Below are 21,039 nucleotides of genomic sequence, written 5' to 3' on the forward strand. Positions count from 1 at the left end.
GGTGAGCAAGCTCGCCGTGGTCACGCCAACCTGCTACGCCCCGGGCTGGGGGCTTCGCACCATCGGCGCCGAAGATTTCAACACGCCCCCGTTTCCAGCGAAACGGACCTGCGGCAGGGTTGGCGCAATAGCCACGATTACGCGGCGCGTGGAAGGTAACTGATTCAAAAGGACACGGCACATGGCTGACAATGAGCGAAACGCCTTGGTCCCGCGGCCTGGCACAGAGGTCACCGGGCCAAGTCGGCGCATGCCGCGGGTTATCGAGCAGATGGTCGAGGATGCGCTGGCGCTGGTCAGGAAGCGGGACCTCAGCGTGGCGCGGTTTCGGATCGGAGAGTACGAACTCCGTGAGCCCGACTACCGCCAGATCCGGCGTTGGGCAGAGGCACTAGGCCAAACACCGGAGGTGGTGCTGGCGACGCTCGCCGGGTGTCGGGTGGAACCCGACGTTGCTTTCATGCAACGATGGGAACACGCTGACTTCATCCAATGGGAAGAAGATTGGGAACCGGTCGCCTTCGAGATCGAGGATGGATACATCGTGAGCCTGGCGTGGTATTTCAATCGGTTGCCCCAAATCCCGGAAACCTGGGAACCCGGGCTACGCATCCGTACCCTCGCATTCGAGGGCCATTGGCCGAACTACTCCGCCACCTTGCAGCCGTGTCTGCGTCAGCTCGAAAGTCTTGTTTTCGGGTACGGTCTCAGCTCCTGCGATCTTTCGCAAGTGCCGAGGTTGACCGAGCTCGACTGCCTTGGTAACGAGCTCACCGAGCTGGATCTCGCCGCCGTGCCGGGGCTGACCAGGCTCAGATGCGCGCTTAACGCACTCAGCGAGCTGGACCTCACCCCGGCGCCTAGGCTGATCGAGCTCGACTGCTATGCGAACGAGCTCAGCGAGCTGGACCTCACCCCGGTGCCCGAACTGACGAGGCTCAGATGCCGCCGGAACTCGCTCACCACGCTGGACCTCACCCCGGTGTCGAGACTGACCGAGCTCGACTGCGCTCTCAACAAGCTTACCGCGCTAGACCTTGCCCCGGTGTCTGAGCTGACCACGCTCATATGCAGCGGGACTTGGTTAACCGCACTGGACCTCACCCCAGTGCCGAAACTGACCGAGCTCGACTGCCTTGATAATGAGCTCACCGAGCTGGACCTCACCCCGGTGCCCGAACTGACGAGGCTCAGATGCCGCCGGAACGAGCTCACCGCCCTGGACCTCACCCCTGTGCCGGGGTTGACCGAGCTCCACTGCGATGAGAATCCGCTCACCACGTTGGACCTGACCCCGGTGCCGAAACTGACCGCGCTCCACTGCGAGGGTAACAGGCTCGCCACGCTGGACCTCACCCCGGTGCCGGGTCTTACCGTGCTTATATGCGGCGTAAACTCGCTCACCGAGCTGGATCTCGCCCCAGTTCCGAGACTGACCCTTCTCCAGTGCGCTTACAACAAGCTCACCGCCCTGGACCTCACCCCAGTGCCGAGGTTGACCGTTCTCGGATGCAACTCAACCAATCTCACCACGCTGGACCTCACCCCGGTGCCGAAACTGACCGAGCTCCATTGCCTTCATACCAAGCTCACCGTGCTGGATCTTGCCGCAGTACCCTGGCTGACCCATCTCCGGTGCGACCAGCATGTTCGGGTGCTGAACGCACCAACCCGGCTAGTGATTAGTCACTCAATATTTTAGATGACCCATGGACGGGACTCCCTGGCTGCTCCTCGATACGAAAACCACCGGCCCCAAGACTCCCCTCTACGTGGTCGAATTGGCCGCTCAGAGGATGCGCGGCTGGGTCCCAGAGGGCGAACCGTTTTTCCGCGCGCTCAACCACGGCATCGACATCACGCCCGAGGTCTCCCGCGTCTGCGGCTACACCCGCGCGATCCTAGAGCGCGACGGCGACCCGCCGCTCGCTGTCTACGGCGCCTTCGGCGATTACGTGGATGATCGCCCCCTGGTCTCCTACCACCTGAGCTACGACCTCGACGACGTGCTGCGTCCGGAGTGGCAGCGCCTGGCGCGAGACCCGATTGGCCGGCCTGGCTTCTGTGCCCTGCGCCTAACCCAGCGACTGCTGGACCCAGTGCCCGCCGGGAACCACAAACTCCAGACTCTGCGCGAGTATTACCGGCTGCCCGCGCGCGGTGCCCACACCGCCCTCAGTGACGTGGAGACCGTGGTGGATCTGTTGCAGCAGGTTTTGCGCCCGCTGGCCGAGGCTGCGGGACTCACGACTTGGGAAGAGCTTTGCGACTTCACGGCGGCCCCCTGGTTCCCCTCACGCATCGCCTTTGGCCAGTTCAAGGGGCGACCCTTCCGTGAGGCACTGGACGACCCAGACCTACACGCTTGGTTGCAGTGGCTGGCTGGGTCCAGCAATGCACGCAGCGCCGAGATGGGCCGCTGGTATCTGGCACAGCTGCGACTGACAACCGCATCCCGCCCGTCGCCGGTCGCCGTGCTCGCGGCCGCGTTAAGCGACAGCGGCAAGCTGGTGCTCTATCGCGACCCGGAGCTGGACACATTGCGCCGGCTGATTGCCGGGACCCGCGCGCGCTTGGCGGACTTGGAGGCCGAATACACCCGGGAGCACCACGCGGTCGCTGTGGTCCGCGCCCAGCTCTTCACCCTGCTGCAGCCCCATTACGCGCGGCGGGACACGCTGCGCCTTGAAGTACAGTACCGGCGCCGGTATCTCGACCGCCTGCTGGTCGAGGGCGAGGAGGACGCCGAGGCGGTCGCGCAGGAACACGAGCAGGCCCGGGCCAACACCGAGCGGGAGTATACGGAAGCCGCTGCCCAGGCCGCTGGGCAGCAGGCGCTGAGCCCGGAGGAGGAGCAAGAGCTCAAGGAGATCTACCGCAAGTTGGCGCGGCTCTACCACCCCGACCGGTACGCCCACGACCCGGAGAAACAGGCGATCTACGAACGCCTGATGCAGGAGATCAACAAGGCCCGTGACGAGGGCGACATTGGCAGGTTGCGGGAGATCGCTCAAGACCCGAACGGCTTCCTGCTCGGTCAGGGCCTGGGTTACCTCGACTTCGCCGACGACGCGGAGCTGACCAAGCTGCGGCAGCTTTACGATACGCTTCAGGCGCGCCTACTCGACGCTATCGAGGCACTGGAGCGGCTGCGTGAGAGCGGAGACTATGAATTGTATCGGTTGAGTCGGGAACGCCCGGAGGCCGTGCAGGAACTCGCCGATCGGTTGGCCGAGGAGATCAGCACCGAGGTCGCGGCGCTCGAAGACGAGACCGTGCAATTGGCGGCTGAGATCGAAGCCCTGACGGGCAGTGCGGACCCCTTCAGCCGGTAGGACAACGGCGAATCGCACACCGCACCCGGCGCAGCACCCTTGCGCTGTCTCCTCTCGGGATTGAGCCCGAGGGCGGACGATTCGCCTTTCCGAGACGCTCTGGTTCCGTCAAACCACCACCCTCCGTGTCGTGGCGCGCAGTTGCCCGTCCGTGTTTGCGCCTAGAGATCCTCTGGGACAACCAGTCCGCGCAGGATCATTCCGCGCAGTTTCCAATCCGCACGCCGCGCCTTGGACCCGACCGAGCGCTTCGCGGCGCTTCCCGCGGGCACCCCGCCGTGCATCCTGCATAAAGGTCGACCGCGCTTGATGCTGAAGTTCGTAGCCGGGTTCATGCACGGGCGACCTGTGGTCCTGGCCACGCATGTGCATCGAACGAGCCCAGACTTGGGGCCGAAGCGGGCGTGGCGGGTCTGTTCGATCAAAGCCAACCAATCGTTCATGATTTGCTTGCACTCACCCATCTACGCTCAAAGTGTTGCACCTAGAGACTTGCAGTCTACCAACTCACCGGCAGCAGCGACGCCCTAATGCAACGTCCTAAGCGTTCCACTCAAACACTGGTCGTCGTCATCGAGGCACAGATTGCTGGAACTAAGCGCGCGACCTTTATCCTGACTCACCCTAGAAGCTACATATACAGCACCATAGTGGTAAACGTATTCATACCCGTCACACACAAATACCTCCGATGAAGTGAGCGTTACCGGGTGTTCAGGCGAGCACTCCTCGACATCAGCATACGGTAATGCGCGGATGATGTGGTAACCAGAGCGCCAAAGATCTACAGGCTTCTCAGCCCATGAGGCCGATGAAGTAAGGCCAATTGATAGTACAAGGAAAAATCTGGAAATTATTATAATCAGCCGCGATGAAGGTTCACAAAAAGTATCTATCACACCCGTCCTCATAGGATTAATATTCCTTTCTCAGAGACTGAGACATGCCCCCCAAAGCATCACGAAGCACGACGCGCAGGGCGTCGGCCATGGTGCGCCTCATGGCCTGTTCAACTGTTGTCACGAAATCGCCTGAATACTCAGGATCAGCATCGGTGACGACGCGCTGAAACTCCTCATGCCAGACGACCTTTCCGCTTTTGCGAAGGATGAAGCTGAGCCCGACAAGCCCCGCCACCCTTCTGCCGATGAACCCGCGAGTCTGCGAACAGAACACCGTGACTTCCGGCGCAAGTGACCAGATGGCCGATTGATCGTTGCGGGACACCCGAGTAAACAGCCCGCTTGCTTCGATCGCCTGAGACAAGCGCTGGTCCACCAACTTCGGCACCGCACCGTCGGGTAAGGTGTCCGCTTCGCATGCGTCCCACCCTGTACCTGCGACATCCTCGCCCAAGTGTGCGCGACGTCGGTCAACTGACGGAACCAGGGACAGCGTATCCGGAACATGCACGGTGGAAACGAAACCGGGCGCGCTCTCAGGAAATGAGAACGACAGGCCGGGTACCCGAAAAGGCCCCTTGCAGGCGAACAGGCAACCGACGGCAGCGAGTAGGAATAGCCTTGAGAAGGTCATCAAGCGAAAGCGATTGTTGGGCCCGGCACCCGTACTCTCCAACGAAAGCCCGCCGGGCCCCTCGTTGAATCGGTTGCCCCGCGTAACGCCGGGGAGTTCAGACGGTACGCTACCGGATCGACAAACGGGGGAACATCACCCAATCATGCGATGTAAGCCTTTCGGCGTGGACCAGCGGGCGCGGGAGACTGACATTTACGGCCTGAAAATTTGTAGCAGTATCAGAAATAGGGTTTACGTCGCCAATCGGGGTGGGTGCCGGGGGCGGGGCGCATCATCTGCCGGGGGCTGGTGTCCTGCATCGCAGCGCCCAGTGATCGGCGGTGACGTGGCGACTCGAAACTCAGATATGCATCATACGCATATAATATGCCACGCTGATTATCATCAAACTAAGCAGACACCATGCCGGGATATTACGCTAAGAAACAGCGAAATGAATGCATAAGCATACGCGCTCACTGCTGATCGTACCGGGTCCGATTGTTGCCATATACGGCCATTCCACGGCGCGCAGATAGGCCCGGCAATGCGATGTTCGGGTGTCTTGGCGATGATGCGGCTGGTGGTGGGTTTCGTTGGGGGTCGCGGAGAATGTCTTCGAACTCATGCTCCGGAACCTTCGCTAGAGCCTGCCAACGGGATGATTGGGTTTTGCTGATGCCAAGGTCGGAGAGGGTTTTTGGTGGTTCAGTCGCAAAATGCGACCGAGCCCCGCCTCTCGCATTGCGTTGTTCGGTGCGGATGCCGACGTGAAGGCTGAGGTTCGGGCCTGGCTTGAGGCTGGCGAAGATGTTTCGGTGCGTGAAATCGAGCGACTCAAGCGCGATCTAATGGTGAAGGAAGAACGCATCGAGGCGCAGCTCAGGCGGTAACTGGAACTTGACGGCAGCATCGACGCGAACCAGACGATCATCAACCTGCTTGAGTGTCATGGCTATGCCCGTGATGTCGGCCCGCCGGACCGTTAATTGGTAAGTCAGTTTGGTGACGTATTGCCGTTAAGCGCCTTAACCAATTCCATGGCTTCTCGAAAGCAATTTACCTGTGGGATTTCTGGGTCTGGTGTTTCGTGCGGAGGAGGGGGGGCTGTTTGAAACGTGTAGCGGGCGAGCCCCAACAACAGCGCAACGCTAGATGCGAGCGTGATGGAACCAAGTGCGAAAGCGGGCCAGCCGATGGTGAAGTTGGCTGACAAGACGTTCGCGATGATGCGGCAAGCGAAACACAGATAGACTGCGAGCAGGGCTAAGGAAGCCGTCACGCCAGTGATGAACAACCAACTTCGGTGCTGCAACCGTTGGCGATCCAGTTGCAGCCGGATATTGACAGATTCGCCTTGCTTTGCGGGCAAGGTACCGGCGGAAAGATCGCTCGGGTCGCTGTCAACCACGGAGCAGTCCCATGTTGATCAACCGATACTGCATCGCCGCCTGCGACACGCCAAAGCAATCAGCCAAGGCCGCTAGCGTGGGCTTGCTGATGGCGCGAATTTTCGCTCGCACGGCATCTGCGGGCATTAGGAGCTCGGCAGCAAAGCGGTTGGCGGCGACTTCGTCCGGAAAACGAGTTTGCGAGGAAAAGTTCGCCGCTGGGTCGCGGTATGACAAGCCATGCCCGCCCGCATGGTGACCCAGTTCATGCGCAATCGTAAACCGTTGCCGCACACAAGGTTCGATTTCGTTATACCGGATCGTCGGCACTCCACCCTCTACTTCGTACCGTCCAGAGATGCGGTCGTTTGCCAGTGTGCCATCGGCAATCACGCGCACGCCTGCAGCACTTGCGATATCTCTGGGTTCTACGGGCAGGCGCCCATCCCAGTAACAGTCAAGGTAGTCTTGTGCTTTGGTCATTTTGATTGACATGGCGCAGAACCTAAGCCGAGCCGGTCAGCAGACCTGATGGTAACAAAAACGTTCCAGATTTTTTAGATCGCGGTCATTCTATTTGGTTCTCGCTACCGGCCACACACATCGAGAACGGTGACCGCAAGGACTTAGCCCATAGGAAGGCCCCTGTAAGGCCCGTAGCGGCGCGCAGGCTTTCACGTGGGGATATGTGTGGGGCGCGGAAGGGCGCATCGGGGCGCGACCGCTTAGAGTGGAATGCTCAAAGAGCCGCGAAGCAACCCGCCATGTGCGGGCTTTTTCATGCACTGGCGGACGCCAGCACGAAGCCAGCAAAGGAGCTACGGTGACCCCGACTTCCTCCACGGAGTGACCCCGGCGTGACCCCGGAATTTTTCCGCTCCGGGCATCACGTCGTAAGTTTTTGCTTTTATTGGTGGGCCCTCAAGGACTTGAACCTTGGACCAAGGGATTATGAGTCCCCTGCTCTAACCAACTGAGCTAAGGGCCCGAGATGGTGGGTAGTTTACCCGTTCCCGGTTGCTCCGCGGGAGGGGCCGGACAGCCCGGCTCCCGCGGAAGCGGTCTGGTGTCGATGTCTATTCGGTGTCGAGAAAGCTGCGCATTTGCTCCGACCGCGATGGGTGGCGCAACTTGCGCAGAGCTTTAGCTTCTATCTGACGAATCCGCTCGCGCGTGACATCGAACTGCTTGCCGACTTCCTCGAGGGTGTGGTCGGTATTCATGTCGATGCCGAAGCGCATCCGCAACACTTTCGCTTCCCGCGCGGTCAGGCCGGCCAGCACCTGCTGGATCGTCTCCCGCAAGCTGGCGACGGTCGCATGTTCGATCGGCGACATGACGCGGGAATCTTCGATGAAGTCACCGAGATGCGAATCCTCGTCGTCGCCGATTGGGGTTTCCATCGAGATCGGTTCCTTGGCGATCTTCAGCACCTTCCGGACCTTGTCCTCCGGCATTTCCATGCGGCCGGCCAGTTCGTCCGGCGTAGGCTCGCGGCCCATCTCCTGCAGCATCTGGCGGGAAATCCGGTTCAGCTTGTTGATCGTTTCGATCATGTGCACCGGGATACGAATGGTGCGGGCCTGATCGGCAATCGAGCGCGTGATGGCCTGGCGAATCCACCACGTGGCGTAGGTCGAAAACTTGTAGCCACGGCGGTACTCAAACTTGTCGACGGCCTTCATCAGGCCGATGTTGCCCTCCTGGATCAGATCCAGGAACTGCAGACCACGGTTCGTGTACTTCTTGGCGATCGAGATCACGAGGCGCAGGTTGGCCTCGATCATTTCCTTCTTGGCGAAGCGTGCCTGATTCTCACCGATCGCGACGCGACGATTGATTTCCTTGATGTCGGCGATGCTGAGCCGGCTTTCCTTCTCGATCTGCTGCAGCTTGCTCTGTGCGCGCTTGATGTCCTCGGCGTGGGTCTTTAGCGCTTCGCTGTAGCCCTTCCCCGCCGCGATCAGGCCGTCAATCCAGGCTGGATCGGCTTCACTCTTCTGGAAACTGGCCAGAAACTCGGCGCGGGGCATGCGCGACCGCGTCACGCACAAATCGTGGATGATGCGCTCCTGTTCGCGGATGCGCACGACCACGCCATGGAGGATGTCCGTCAATTCCCGGAAGAATTGCGGCGTCTTCTTGAATTCCATGAAAGTTTCGGCCAGTGCATCGAACGCCTTCTGCGTCTTCTCGTCCCCGAAACCGTGTTTCTGATGCGTGCTCATGGCCACCTTGGCCCGCTTCCGGAAGATCTCGAGCTTTTCCTTGACGACTTCCGGATCGGGGCCCGTATCGGCTTCTTCGAGCAAGTCCGCATCCGACTCTTCGTCGAGGACGACGGCCGCCTCCGGTTCGTTGGGCTCGAAGAAGTCCGAAATCAGGTCCGACAGGCGGAGTTCACCCCGCTCGACCTCGTCGAAGGCCTTCAGGAAATGATCGGCCGATGCCGGGAAACGCACGAGTTCCCGCGCGGCCTGATTGATGCCTTCCTCGATGCGCTTGGCGATGCTCAGTTCGCCTTCGCGGGTCAGCAATTCGACGGTTCCCATTTCGCGCATGTACATGCGTACCGGATCCGTCGTACGGCCCAGTTCGCTGTCGACCGAGGAGGCCAGCGCGGCCGCTGCTTCGGCGGCTTCTTCCTCATCTTCCTCCGTGACGACCGCCGCCTCGGGGATCAGATCCGGGTCCGGGACGTCCTCGTGAACCTCGATCCCCATGTCGTTGATCATGCAGATGATGTCTTCCATCTGCTCAGCATCTACGACATCGCTCGGCAGGTGATCGTTGACCTCGGAATAGGTCAGGTAGCCCTGCATCTTTCCCTTGGCAATGAGTTCCTTGAGCTGAGACTGTTGCTGTTCTAAGTTCATCGGTAACCCGGTGGCATTAAATTTTCAGAGTCTATCAGGGAGCGTCGGTAGACACAAATGACAAGGACCAATTCACGACACTCCGATCCAAGCACTTCGGCCGCGGCTGCAGCAGTCACTGCCGCGCGGCGCCAGTCATTTGTTTGTTATACTGTTCTGCTGACCACACACGCCGCCGGACAGTTCCCTGACCAAAGCCATCCTCAAGTCGACTGCCGTCGTCGCGCTGTTGACGCTCGTCTCACGTATCCTCGGCTTCATCAGGGACGCGGTCATTGCCGCCTATTTCGGGGCCGATGCGGCCACCGACGCGTTTTTCATCGCCTTCCGGATTCCGAACTTCCTGCGCCGCCTGTTCTCCGAAGGCTCGTTCTCGCAGGCCTTCGTGCCGGTCCTGACACGTTATAAGGACGCTGGCTCGCCGACTACCCTGAAGCTTTTCCTCGACCATACCGCAGGCGCGCTGGCAGGCTTGGCCCTGGGTGTCACGGCCGCTGGCATCGTCGCCGCCCCGGCACTGGTTTTGCTGTTCGCGCCGGGATTCCTGCGCGACGCACCGCTGTTCTCGCTGAGTACCGAGACGGTGCGTATCACGCTGCCCTATCTCGGACTGATCACGATGGCCGCTTTCGGCGCCGCGATCCTGAACACCTTCGGTCATTTCGCGATTCCGGCGATCACGCCGGCGATCCTCAACCTGACCATGATCACCGCAGCGATCGCGGTCGCGACCCATGTCGAGCAGCCGATCCATGCGCTCGCTTGGAGCGTCACAATCGCCGGGCTGCTCCAACTGCTGTTCCAGGTCCCCGCCTTGTATCGGGCTGGCTTGTTGCCGCGGCCGCGCTGGGGTTTCGGCGACCCTGAAGTCGTCCGCATGTTGAAGCAGATCGGCCCGACTGTCCTGAGCACGTCCGTGACGCAGATCAACGTGCTGCTGAACACGCTCGCCGGATCGTTCCTGGTGTCCGGCAGCGTGTCCTGGCTCTACTACTCGGATCGTCTGGTCGAGTTTCCGGTCGGCCTGCTCGGCGTTGCCATCGGCACCGTGATGCTGCCCCAATTGTCGCAAAGCCACGCCGCGGCCAATGCGCACGCTTTCTCGGCCTCGCTGGACTGGGCGCTCCGCGTCGTATTGCTGGTAGCCGTACCCGCAACGATCGGACTGGTGATCTGCGCCAAACCGCTGCTCTTTTCGCTGTTTCAGTATGACCAGTTCAGCCTCCACGACGTCGAGATGACCAGCCGCAGCCTCGCCACCTACTCGCTGGGCATTACCGGCTACATCGCCGCGCGGGTATTGCTGTCCGGCTTTACCGCCCGCCATGACTACCGCACGCCCTTCCGGTTCGGTGTCATCGCGATCGGCGTCAACCTGCTTACCAGCGCCGCGCTGGCTTATGCCGCCGCACCGCTCGGCTGGGGGCATGCCGCACTGGGCCTTGGAACCAGCCTTGCGGGCCTGCTCAACTCTGCGTTGCTGCTGCGGGAGCTGGTCCGGCTGGAGATTTATCGCCCGCCGGCCGGCTGGGGCCGGTTGTTGCTACAAACCTTGACCGCCTGCATCGTGATGGGGGTGCTGCTGACCGTTCTCAACCCCGATCTCGCCGAATGGCGCGACTGGCGCGCGGGAGAGCGCCTGGCGCATCTCGGAGTGCTGGTTGCGGCCGGCATGATCGCCTATGCAAGCTGCCTGTGGGGACTGGGGCTGCGCCCGCGCCACTTACAGTTCCACCCGACCGTTTCGCCTGGCAGCACGCCCCCATGCGCCTGATCAACGACCTGCGTTCCAACGACGCGCTGCGCCAGGGCAGCGTCGTCACGATCGGCAATTTCGATGGGGTGCACGTGGGGCACCAGCGCATGATCGAGGCACTGGCCGCGGAGGGACGGGCGCGCGGCCTACCGGTCGTCGTGATCGTTTTCGAGCCGCAGCCGCTGGAGTTCTTCATGCCGGACCGGGCACCATCGCGACTGACTCGGCTGCGGGAAAAGGCGATACAGTTTGGCAGGCTGCCGGTCGACTTCATCCAGTTGCTGCGCTTCGACCGTGCTTTTGCCGATCAGGCGCCCGAAACCTTTATACAGCGTGTTCTGGTCGACCATCTGCATGCGAAGCTCCTGGTCGTCGGCGACGACTTTCGGTTCGGCAAGGCCCGAAGCGGCGATTTCCGAACGCTGGCGGCGGCCGGCGACGCCCATGGCTTCGAGGTCCGCGACACCGCCTCGATACGCGTCGACGGCGACCGTGTCAGCAGCACGCTGGTGCGCCAGCTTCTGGCCGACGGGGATCTGGAGGCCGCCGCAAAAATGCTGGGGCGTCCGTATTCGATCTGCGGCCGCATCCTGCCCGGGGACCAGCGCGGGCGGACGATAGGCTTCCCGACCGCGAACATCGGGATGGCGCGGAAAAACGCTCCTCTAGAGGGCGTTTTTGCCGTTACAATGCGGGGCTTGGAACAAGCGCCCCTGCCGGGCGTGGCCAACATCGGCATCCGACCCACCGTCCAGGGTATTCCCAAGCTGCTGCTGGAGACCCATCTGCTCGACTTCCACGGTGATTTGTACGGCCGCCGCGTGGAGGTTCTTTTTCATCGCAAACTACGGGACGAGCGCAAGTTCGCCGATCTCGCCGCGCTGCAAGCCCAGATCGGGCGCGACGTCGCGGCGGCTCGGGATTTCCTCGGCACGCCCCGGGCCTGAGGTCGTCGACATGGCATCACCAGCATGGACTACAAGAGCACACTGAATCTCCCCCAGACCGCCTTCCCGATGAAGGCCAATCTGGCGCAGCGCGAACCCGAGCAACTGCAGCGCTGGTCCGACCAGGACCTGTACGCCGCGATTCGGCAGCAGTTCGAAGGGCGTCCGAAGTTCGTGCTGCACGACGGCCCGCCGTACGCGAACGGCGCGATTCATATCGGCCATGCCGTCAACAAGGTGCTCAAGGACATCATCGTCAAGAGCAAGACCCTTAGCGGCTTCGACGCGCCCTACGTCCCCGGCTGGGACTGCCATGGGCTCCCGATCGAACTGCAGGTCGAGAAGAAGATCGGCAAGGCCGGCGTCAAGGTCGAGCCGGCGGCATTCCGCGCCGCCTGCCGCGCCTATGCGGCCGAACAGGTCGACACCCAGCGCACCGACTTCATCCGTCTCGGCGTGTTCGGTGACTGGCAGCGCCCTTACCTGACGATGGACTTCACGTTCGAGGCCAACATCATCCGGGCACTGGGCAAGATCGCGGGACGCGGCCATCTGACCAAAGGCGCCAAACCGGTCCATTGGTGTACCGACTGCGGCTCGGCACTGGCGGAAGCCGAGGTCGAATATGAAAACAAGCGCTCCACGGCCATCGACGTCCGCTTCCAGGTGCTCGATCCGGCCGATTTCCTGGTCCGCTTCCACTCCGTCCCACAACACCATGGCGACGGCCCGCTGGCAGTAGTGATCTGGACCACGACCCCGTGGACACTGCCGGCCAATCGGGCGGTCGCGATGCATGCAGACTTCGACTACGTGCTGGTCCAGCGCGAGGACGTTCCGGAGCGCCTCGTGCTGGCCGAAGCGCTGATGAAGGACACCATGGTGCGCTACGGTTGCGATGCCTACCGCGTCATCGGCTACTGCAAGGGATCAGCCCTGGAAGGTACGGCGCTGCAGCACCCGTTCTATGCGCGCGAGGTGCCGATCATCCTCGGCGAGCACGTCACGCTGGAAGCGGGCACCGGGGCCGTCCACACTGCGCCCGGCCACGGCCAGGAAGACTTCGTCGTCGGCCAGCGCTACGGCCTGGAAGTCGACAATCCGGTCGGCAACGACGGCCGCTTCGTGCCCGGCACCGAGTTCTTCGCCGGCGAACACGTGCTGAACGCCAACGACCACGTGCTCGAGATTCTGAAAGCGCGCGGCGCACTGGTCCGCGAGGAACGCATCGAGCACAGCTACCCGCACTGCTGGCGGCACAAGACGCCGGTGATCTTCCGGGCCACGCCGCAGTGGTTCATCGCAATGGACAAGCAGGGGCTGCGCGCGGACGCGCTCCGGGCGATCAGCGAGGTCGAATGGATCCCCGACTGGGGCCAGTCCCGGATCGAAGGTATGGTGGCGAACCGGCCGGACTGGTGCATCTCGCGCCAGCGAACCTGGGGCGTGCCCATCCCGTTGTTCGTGCACAAGCACACCGGCGAACTCCATCCCGACACACCGGCGCTGATCGAGCGCGTCGCACAGCGCGTCGAGGCCGAAGGCATCGATGCCTGGTTCGCGCTCGACCCGGCCGAACTGATCGGCGGCGATGCGGCCGACTACGACAAGGTCAAGGATACGCTCGATGTCTGGTTCGACTCGGGCGTCACGCACTATTGCGTGCTCGAACAGCAACCCGAACTCGGCTTCCCGGCCGACCTGTATCTGGAAGGCTCGGACCAGCACCGCGGCTGGTTCCAATCCTCGCTGGTATCCTCGGTCGCCATGAGCGGCTCCGCTCCATTCCGGGCGGTGCTGACCCACGGCTTCACGGTCGACGCCGAGGGCAAGAAGATGTCGAAGTCGAAAGGCAACGTCGTCGCGCCCCAGAAGGTCGTCCAGAACCTGGGCGCCGACGTCCTGCGCCTGTGGGTCGCCGCCACGGACTACCGCGGAGAGATGAACGTCTCCGACGAAATCCTGAAGCGCACCTCCGACGTCTACCGCCGGCTGCGCAATACCGCGCGCTATCTGCTCTCGAACCTGAACGGCTTCGATCCGGCGCGCGACCTGCTGCCACCGGACCAGTTGCTGGCGCTGGACCGCTGGGCGATCGACCGGACGCTGCAACTGCAGGGCGAAATCATCGCGGCCTACGAAAGCTTCCAGTTCCACCTCGTGTACCAGAAGGCGCACACCTTCTGCTCGATCGACCTCGGCAGCTTCTACCTGGACGTACTCAAGGACCGCCAGTACACCTGCCGGGCGGACAGTGTCGCGCGCCGTTCGGCGCAGACCGCGATGTTTCACATTGCCGAGGCGCTGACGCGTTGGCTCGCGCCGATCACGAGCTTCACGGCCGACGAGATCTGGCGGCATCTGCCTGGGGAGCGCGGCCCGTCGGTCTTCCTGGAAACCTGGTACGAAGGACTGTACCCGCTCGATCCGGACAGCGGCATGAATGCCGACTTCTGGGAGTTCGTGCTGCGGGTCCGCGAAGCGGTCAGCAAGGAGTTGGAAATTCTGCGCGTCCGCGGCGAAATCGGCTCGTCGCTCGATGCCGAGGTCGAATGTATCGTCGACGCACCGGGCTTCGAACGGCTCTCCCGACTCGGTGACGAATTGCGCTTCCTGCTGCTGACATCCTACGCCTCGGTGATCCCGGACTCGGCAACTGAATCTTCACCCCGCCTGCCGACGGACGTTCCGGGGCTGGAACTGAACCTCAAGAAATCCGAGCATGCGAAATGCGTGCGCTGCTGGCACCATCGCCATGACATCGGCACCCATCCGGATCACCCCGAGTTGTGCGGACGCTGCGTCGAGAACGTCGCCGGGGCCGGCGAGATCCGCCACTACGCCTGACGAGCCGAACCACCACGATGGCATACTGGCTTTGGCTGTCGCTGCTCGTGCTCGCGCTCGATCAGGCGACGAAATGGATCGTCGACCACTCGATGCACGTTTATCAGACCATCGAGCTACTCCCTTTTTTTCAACTGACCTACCTCCGCAATCAGGGTGCCGCATTCAGCTTCCTGAGCGATGCCGGCGGCTGGCAACGCTGGTTTTTCGTCGCGCTGTCGGTGACGTTCAGCCTGGGCATCACCTACTGGCTGTTTCGCCTGCCGCAGGGCCGGCGGTGGGAAGCGGCCGCCTGGTCGCTGGTACTCGGCGGCGCCGTCGGCAACCTGATCGACCGCGTGATCTTTGGCTACGTGATCGACTTCCTCGACGTCTTCTACGGCCAATGGCACTGGCCAGCCTTCAATGTCGCCGACTCGGCCATTACGGTCGGTATCGCCATGCTGCTGATCGATTCCTTCCGATCCCCTTCGGCCGAGTGAATCCGTTGGCAGCGCGTGGCGTGGGCCACCCCCCGCGCCACATGACCATACCCCAGCCCGTCAAACCCTTCCGGATCGCCTCGACGGCGCCGTGACAACGCGCGTCGATGGCTCCGCACGCGACCGCACGCTAGCTCCCTGGGCTCGCCCCCACTGCGGCATTTGCCACACCTGGACCGCTTGCTGACGAGACTCGGCAGCACCCTCATCATCCAGGCGCTTGTTTCATAGCGATATCAGAGAATCCGCATACTTCTTGCTTCGCGCTGGCCGACACGCGGCTTGTGCTCTTACCCTTAGGTCCGCGGCGTGGAGACGAAACTCGGCGCCAGCGCTGAGCCACCGGCCGCGCGGCCGGGCCCCGAGCGAGCCTCGGCGGGAAAAAGAACCAGACCAACGACGACGAAGGGAACGACTCGCAGGGAAATTGCGGTTGCGACCGCGCTGACACTGTCCCGGTATCCGGAGAGTGCAGCCGAATTGGATACGAGAGAGATGATGAAACCACAAGAGAACGCACGAGCGCGGCAGCAAGGCCTGCGCCAGGAAACAGCATTTCAGATACGGCAACCACGGAAGATCAGCGCTTTGCGCCAGTTGACGGCCATCTTCGTGGCCTTGGTGTGGATCCCCCTCGCCAGTGCCCACACCGGATCGATCCCTCCTTCCCTGAAGGATTTGAGGGTGCCACCGGTACCGGGCTTGCTGGACGGAAAGCGGCCCATCATCGTCAACAAGGACAAGGCGATCGTGCTCGGCAAGGCGCTCTTCTGGGACATGGCCGTCGGCAGCGATGGCATCGCCTGTGCCAGCTGCCATTTTCACGCGGGTGCGGATGCCCGCACCAAGAACCAGTTCGGCCCGAGCCAAGCCTTTACACCGGCGAGCGCGACCGCTCGCAATGCCTATGACCCGAATGATCCGCGCGGCCGCAACCTGTCGAACTATCAGTTGCATAGCAGCGATTTTCCGCTGCACGACCCGGCCAAGGGCGAACTGGATGCCGACGCCGCCAGCCACAATGTCGTGGCATCATCCGGCACGTTCTCCGGCAACTTCGTCGCCGTCAAGCCGCGCGGCTCCGCCCGCGACGAGTGCACGCCGTACACCGGGGAAAACCTTGACCGCACCTTCCGTGTTGGCGACATTCACACCCGTCGAGTTGAGCCGCGCAACGCACCTACCGTCATCAATGCAGTCCTGTTCGACCGTAACTTCTGGGATGGGCGGGCGAGCTACCACTTCAATGGCGCTTCGATCTGGGGTCAGAACGACCCCAATGCCCGCATCTGGGTCGCCCGACCGACCGGACTGCGGCGCGTCAAGATCGCATTGGCCAACGCGTCGATGGCTTCGCTGGCGACGGGGCCGGCCCTCAGTGAGCTGGAGATGTCGTGCAAAGGCCGCACCTGGCCGGACATCGGCAGGAAGCTGCTGCGCCGCCAGCCGCTCGCAGCGCAGCGCGTCGCGCGAACGGACAGCGTGCTGGGTCCTTATCGCGACACCAGCGGCAAGGGCTTGAGCACCACCTATCGTGATCTGATCCAGCAGGCATTTGACGAACGATACTGGTCGGTCGGCCGCAACAAGCGCCTGGGCACCCCCAGCTATTCCAGCGAAAGCTTCAACCAGGCCGAGGCCAACTTCGCATTCTTCTTCGGAATCGCCGTCCAGCTGTATACGGAAACCCTGATCTCGGACGACACCCGCTTCGACCGCTCCAATATCCAGCTCGGGGCCCATGGCTTTTATGACGAAAACGGAGTTCTGACCGCGACTGAGCTCAAGGGTCTGGATCTCTTCAACGAGGCGCACTGCATTTTCTGCCACAGCGGTCCGCTGTTCAGCTCGGCGACGAATCGCATCACGCTGCGCAAGGACGGGACGTCAACGGTTCGCACGATGGTCAAGCGCCAGTTCACCGGCGACTTCCGTTACCGCATGACGGACGAAGGCTATCTGAACAACGGCGCGGTACCCACGGCACACGACCCCGGCCTGGCGGCCAACAACGCCTTCGGTCAGCCGCTGGCCTTCGCTCCCCTCTACCTCGAGCGCCTCGCGGATCCGAGCGCGCCGGAGGGCAACGGAGAGCCGCTGCCGCTGGTTCGAGCCTGCGAGATCGCGTTCAATTCGGCCAACCTCTTCGGTTATTTCACCGAGAGAATGTTCGGCAAGGGCAGTCTGATCGCCGACCCGGCCGGCACCGCTGGCTGCCCGACCAACGATTTCGGCGTCGACCTGTCGTTCGTACCGAAGCCGGAGGTCGTCGCCGGCCTGATTGCCGACCCGGAGAACACCAAGCTCGCGCCTTCCGGCCACATGTTCAAGGTGCCTCAGCTGTACAACATCGAACTAACCGGGCCGTTCATGCACGACGGCGGCATGAGCACGCTCGACCAGGTCGTGGATCATTACATGCGAGGCGGAAACTTCCAGTACTTCCAGGGCAAGGGCAACCCGGAAATCGATCAGAACTTCATGTTTGCTTTCGGAGCCAACGAGGAAGACCGGCAGGCCATCATCGCCTTCCTGAAGACCCTGACTGACGAGCGGGTGCTCTACGAGCGCGCGCCGTTCGACCATCCTCAGCTCATCGTGCCCCACGGCCATCCGGGCGACCAAAAAACGACCGAGGGCAGTGCTACCAACACCTCACTGGCCAGGGACATGCGCCTCGTGGTCCCAGCGGTCGGCGCGGCGGGCATGGCTACACCGCTGAAGACCTTCAAGGAGATTCTGGAAGCCGTGCCGGAATGACGGCGCAACGCTGGTATCCGGCAAAAGCCTCACCGGGTGTGGCAAATCCCACACCCGGCCCGAGCCTTTTCCACACCACGCCCAGCGTATAAGGCTTTCGTGATGGCCCTTTTTTTGCTTTAACTTGATCATCGTGCGCGGTGAATGCATCGCGCCGAAGCCCGAGCGGTAGCGGCATGGCGTCGGCAAGACCTCCCGACCGCTGCTCGAACTCCGACACCGGGCATCCCGGTTCTCGTGCCGGGCCACCAAACCAAACTTAACTGATGGACTGAAACTGATGACTAACCGCCTTCGCAAATCGATTGCCACTCTCCTGACCGGATCGGCGCTGGCCGTCGCCAGCGGCTCCGCCAGTGCACTGCAGGTCACTGCCGATCTGGGTACCTTGGGCGCTGCCGGCCTGTTCAGGACCGACACCGTGCCGCAATATGCCTGGGACGGCTGGAACGGTATCGTTCCGAACCTGGGTTGGGTGCACAACTCCAAGTGGTATACCTTCAGAGTGTCCACACAAAGCAGTGTACAGATCACGATGACCTCCAGCGATGTGGGCATGAAGCCCGCGTTCACGGTGTGGCAAACCACCGGCTCGTTCATCGGCAGCAACCATCTGTCGCATCAGTACAATCAGGTCAGTTTCGGTGGCGATAGCGCCTTCCTGCAGCCGCAACCGCCGGGCACTGACGGAACCAGGGCCTTCATGGGCTACGTCAACGGCGGCAACAATTTCACCAATGGCAACGGGAATAGCGTCGGTGCCGGCACGTCGAACATGTCGCGCAGAGCGACCGGCTACGCCGCATTCGCCCGAACACTCCCGGCGGGCCAATATCTGCTCGCGGTTGGAGGCAGTTGCAACAACCAGACCTGCGGCACCCCTGGTGCGAAGAATTTCAAGTTGAATGTCCAGAGACTGCCGCTGGCCAACAGCGGTATCTCGCCCTGATAGGAACCGCTCGCCTGCAGGGCCTTCGCAGCGCGGTCGTTGCGTTGACTGGCCGCGATGGCCTGCATCGGGTCTAGCCGGCCCCTATTCGGACCTTGAGGCTGCCGCCCTGCGTGGCGGGGCCTCCTCCGCCCTCCTCGTCTCACTGCCGATGACTGACGCGACGGCCCGCCCGGGCCGCAACGACCCCTGCCCCTGCGGCAGCGGGAAGAAATTCAAGCACTGCTGTGCAACGGCGCCAGGGCCGAGCGGCTTTGCCGCGCTCAGCGCCGATTTCCAGACACTCCTCGCCAGTGCGCGGCGACGTGCCAGCGTCGGCGACTGGGACGCCGCTGAAGCCCTGTTCCGGGAAGCCCTGAGCCTGCGCCCGAAGGACGCGTTCGCGCTGGCCGAACTCGGCCAGTGCCTGTGCTGGATGCGGCGCAAGCGCGAAGGGCTCGACTGGCTCCGCAAGGCCGGCGAGCGACTGCTGACGACGACCAAGCGCCGCGACCCCGTCAACCCCCTGATCGATCTGGCAAGCCAGCTTCAGTTCTGGGGCGAAGCCGAGACGGCGGGACGGCTGGCTCAACTCGCCACCGTCCACGCACCCCGCAATGCCGCCGCACATCACACGCTCGCCCTTTCGCTGGATCGTATGCACCGCGACGAGTCTGCATACAACGCGGCGGCCAAGGCACACCAACTGGCCCCGGACGAGCCGAACTCGGCCATCCTGCTCGGTCAACTCACTTCGCGCCGGGGCGATGCCGAAGCCGCGGAGCGACTCTTCGAATCGGTGCTGACCAGCGCCCAGGATCCCGAGGTCCGATCACGCGCCTACCTCGAACGTGGGCGTGCGCTGGATCGGCTCGGTCGCTACGACGCTGCCTTTGAAGCCTTCGCCGAAGCGCGCCATCTTGAACAACTGAGTCCCCAGGCCCGAAAGATCGATCACTCGCTGGCCCTCGAACGACTGGCGGCCAACATGGGTCGCTTCAGCCACGACTATCTCAAAGATTGCGGGAAACGGGTCACGGACGATGGCCTCCCCGCTCCGGTCTTTCTGGTAGGCTTCCTGCGTTCGGGCACGACGCTGACGGAACAGGTACTCGCGACTCACCCTGCCGTCGTCACCGGCGACGAAACGGACATTCTGTTCGAACTGAGCGAAGAACTGACGCGGATGGCCGGTCCGGGACATGACGTCGGCGGCAAGTTGGAAACGCTCGGTACCGAGGGAATCGGTCATCTACGTCGCTTCTACTGGCGCCGCGTCGAGGAAGAACAGGGCGCCGACGCCTTGCAGCACACCTATGTCGACAAGAACGCGATGAACTGCATCGATGTGGGACTGATCAACGCCGTCTTCCCGGAGGCCAAGGTGATCTTTGCGCTGCGCGACCCCCGGGACGTGCTGCTGAGTTGCTTCATGCAGTCTTTCGGCCTGTCTGCGGTCACGGTGCAACTCCTGTCATGGGAGAAGGCCGCGGAATTCTACTCGGCCGTCATGGGCTTCTGGCTCGCGATCCGCGAGCGTCTGACCATCCCCTATCTGGAGTTGCGCTACGAAGACGCGGTGGCGGGCTTCGACACTCAGTATCGACGCGTGTTCGAATTCCTCGGCCTCGAATGGTGCCCCGAGGTCAGCCGCTTTCACGAGCGGGCGCGCGGCAAGTACATCGCGACGCCCAGCTTTGCCGATGTGACCAAGCCGGTCTACACCTCGGCCGTCGGACGCTGGCAGCACTACCGCGAGCACTTCGCAGCGATCGGCCCGAAGCTCGACCCGCTGATCGCAGCGCTCGGGTACCCTCCGACGGCAGCCGCTGGCTGAGTCGCCAGGGCCCTAAGGGCGCGCGTGACTGTTCACGCCCCCCTGGCGGGAGCGGTCGGGGAGGCCGAGACTCGCCGTGAATCCGTCCCTGTAGGCTCGGCTGCGAGTTCCCTCCCGCAGACGGTCCCGCCCTCCCGGCCCGCTCCCACCCCAACCGCAACCGTCTCCAGCAGCCGAAGCGAAACACGCGGGGTTCTCGGGGCACACCACGTCGCCGGTATGACCGCCCCTACTCGCCCACACGCGACGATGGAAGCCGCCCTAGCCGCTTGGCGTGGGTTTCTGCCCATGCATTCCCCCCGAGTCCGGGCACGAATCTGGCGAGGTCGCCGCAAGCACGGGAAACGCCCGGCGACGGGTCG

15 protein-coding genes and 1 tRNA gene are annotated in these 21,039 nt (G+C 62.7%); 10 read left to right on the top strand and 6 right to left on the bottom strand.

Annotated features, from left to right (window positions below):
* The first annotated feature begins 181 nt into the window (after window positions 1-181).
* Window positions 182-1,702, top strand: coding sequence for a leucine-rich repeat domain-containing protein (locus tag ACW73L_RS15995; RefSeq protein WP_498923434.1), 1,521 nt, complete (start codon window positions 182-184; stop codon window positions 1,700-1,702).
* 7 nt (window positions 1,703-1,709) lie between these two features.
* Window positions 1,710-3,335, top strand: a complete 1,626-nt coding sequence (locus ACW73L_RS16000; RefSeq protein WP_498923436.1) for a 3'-5' exonuclease — start codon at window positions 1,710-1,712, stop codon at window positions 3,333-3,335.
* 915 nt (window positions 3,336-4,250) lie between these two features.
* Here the strand turns inward: ACW73L_RS16000 and ACW73L_RS16005 are convergent.
* On the bottom strand, window positions 4,251-4,871 hold the full coding sequence (locus tag ACW73L_RS16005; RefSeq protein WP_498923438.1) for a hypothetical protein: 621 nt from the start codon (window positions 4,869-4,871) through the stop codon (window positions 4,251-4,253).
* Between the two features lie 701 nt (window positions 4,872-5,572).
* Here ACW73L_RS16005 and ACW73L_RS16010 point away from each other — a divergent pair.
* Window positions 5,573-5,746, top strand: coding sequence for a hypothetical protein (locus ACW73L_RS16010; protein WP_498923440.1), 174 nt, complete (start codon window positions 5,573-5,575; stop codon window positions 5,744-5,746).
* A 104-nt stretch (window positions 5,747-5,850) separates the two neighbouring features.
* Here ACW73L_RS16010 and ACW73L_RS16015 read toward each other — a convergent pair whose 3' ends face one another.
* The 4 genes from ACW73L_RS16015 to rpoD form a co-directional block, all read right to left on the bottom strand.
* A complete protein-coding gene (locus ACW73L_RS16015; RefSeq protein ID WP_498923442.1) occupies window positions 5,851-6,264 on the bottom strand; it encodes a hypothetical protein in 414 nt (137 codons plus the stop codon).
* A complete protein-coding gene (locus tag ACW73L_RS16020; RefSeq protein WP_498923443.1) occupies window positions 6,257-6,739 on the bottom strand; it encodes an ImmA/IrrE family metallo-endopeptidase in 483 nt (160 codons plus the stop codon). The genes ACW73L_RS16015 and ACW73L_RS16020 overlap by 8 nt, the downstream gene beginning before the upstream one ends.
* Before the next feature lie 416 nt (window positions 6,740-7,155).
* Window positions 7,156-7,232 (bottom strand) — tRNA-Ile (locus ACW73L_RS16025).
* A gap of 88 nt (window positions 7,233-7,320) precedes the next feature.
* The gene (rpoD, locus tag ACW73L_RS16030) at window positions 7,321-9,120 is read right to left on the bottom strand and encodes an RNA polymerase sigma factor RpoD (protein ID WP_498923444.1); all 1,800 of its coding nucleotides are present in this window, start codon (window positions 9,118-9,120) and stop codon (window positions 7,321-7,323) included.
* Between the two features lie 199 nt (window positions 9,121-9,319).
* Between rpoD and murJ the strand changes: the two genes are divergently transcribed.
* The 4 genes from murJ to lspA are packed head-to-tail and all read left to right on the top strand — an operon-like array spanning window position 9,320 to window position 15,152.
* Window positions 9,320-10,894, top strand: a complete 1,575-nt coding sequence (gene murJ / locus ACW73L_RS16035; protein ID WP_498923551.1) for a murein biosynthesis integral membrane protein MurJ — start codon at window positions 9,320-9,322, stop codon at window positions 10,892-10,894.
* On the top strand, window positions 10,885-11,823 hold the full coding sequence (ribF, locus tag ACW73L_RS16040; RefSeq protein WP_498923446.1) for a bifunctional riboflavin kinase/FAD synthetase: 939 nt from the start codon (window positions 10,885-10,887) through the stop codon (window positions 11,821-11,823). The genes murJ and ribF overlap by 10 nt, the downstream gene beginning before the upstream one ends.
* 24 nt (window positions 11,824-11,847) lie before the next feature.
* Window positions 11,848-14,670 carry an isoleucine--tRNA ligase gene (gene ileS / locus ACW73L_RS16045; RefSeq protein ID WP_498923447.1) on the top strand — a complete coding sequence of 941 codons (2,823 nt, stop codon included), beginning with the start codon at window positions 11,848-11,850 and terminating at the stop codon, window positions 14,668-14,670.
* A 17-nt stretch (window positions 14,671-14,687) separates the two neighbouring features.
* Complete coding sequence (lspA, locus tag ACW73L_RS16050; protein ID WP_498923448.1) at window positions 14,688-15,152, top strand: signal peptidase II; 465 nt, start codon at window positions 14,688-14,690, stop codon at window positions 15,150-15,152.
* Between the two features lie 557 nt (window positions 15,153-15,709).
* Here lspA and ACW73L_RS16055 read toward each other — a convergent pair.
* On the bottom strand, window positions 15,710-15,913 hold the full coding sequence (locus ACW73L_RS16055) for a hypothetical protein (RefSeq protein WP_498923450.1): 204 nt from the start codon (window positions 15,911-15,913) through the stop codon (window positions 15,710-15,712).
* On the opposite strand from ACW73L_RS16055, the gene ACW73L_RS16060 reads away from it, so the two are divergent.
* The 3 genes from ACW73L_RS16060 (at window position 15,903) to ACW73L_RS16070 (ending at window position 20,677) form a co-directional block, all read left to right on the top strand.
* Window positions 15,903-17,912, top strand: a complete 2,010-nt coding sequence (locus ACW73L_RS16060) for a cytochrome-c peroxidase (protein ID WP_498923451.1) — start codon at window positions 15,903-15,905, stop codon at window positions 17,910-17,912. The two genes, ACW73L_RS16055 and ACW73L_RS16060, sit on opposite strands and share 11 nt — an antisense overlap.
* 280 nt (window positions 17,913-18,192) lie before the next feature.
* Entirely contained in the window at window positions 18,193-18,861 is a 669-nt protein-coding gene (locus tag ACW73L_RS16065) for a hypothetical protein (RefSeq protein WP_498923453.1), read from the top strand.
* Window positions 18,862-19,012: 151 nt separating this feature from the next.
* Window positions 19,013-20,677, top strand: a complete 1,665-nt coding sequence (locus ACW73L_RS16070) for a sulfotransferase (protein ID WP_498923455.1) — start codon at window positions 19,013-19,015, stop codon at window positions 20,675-20,677.
* Window positions 20,678-21,039: the final 362 nt, after the last annotated feature.

This window comes from Methylolobus aquaticus, from assembly GCF_054172105.1.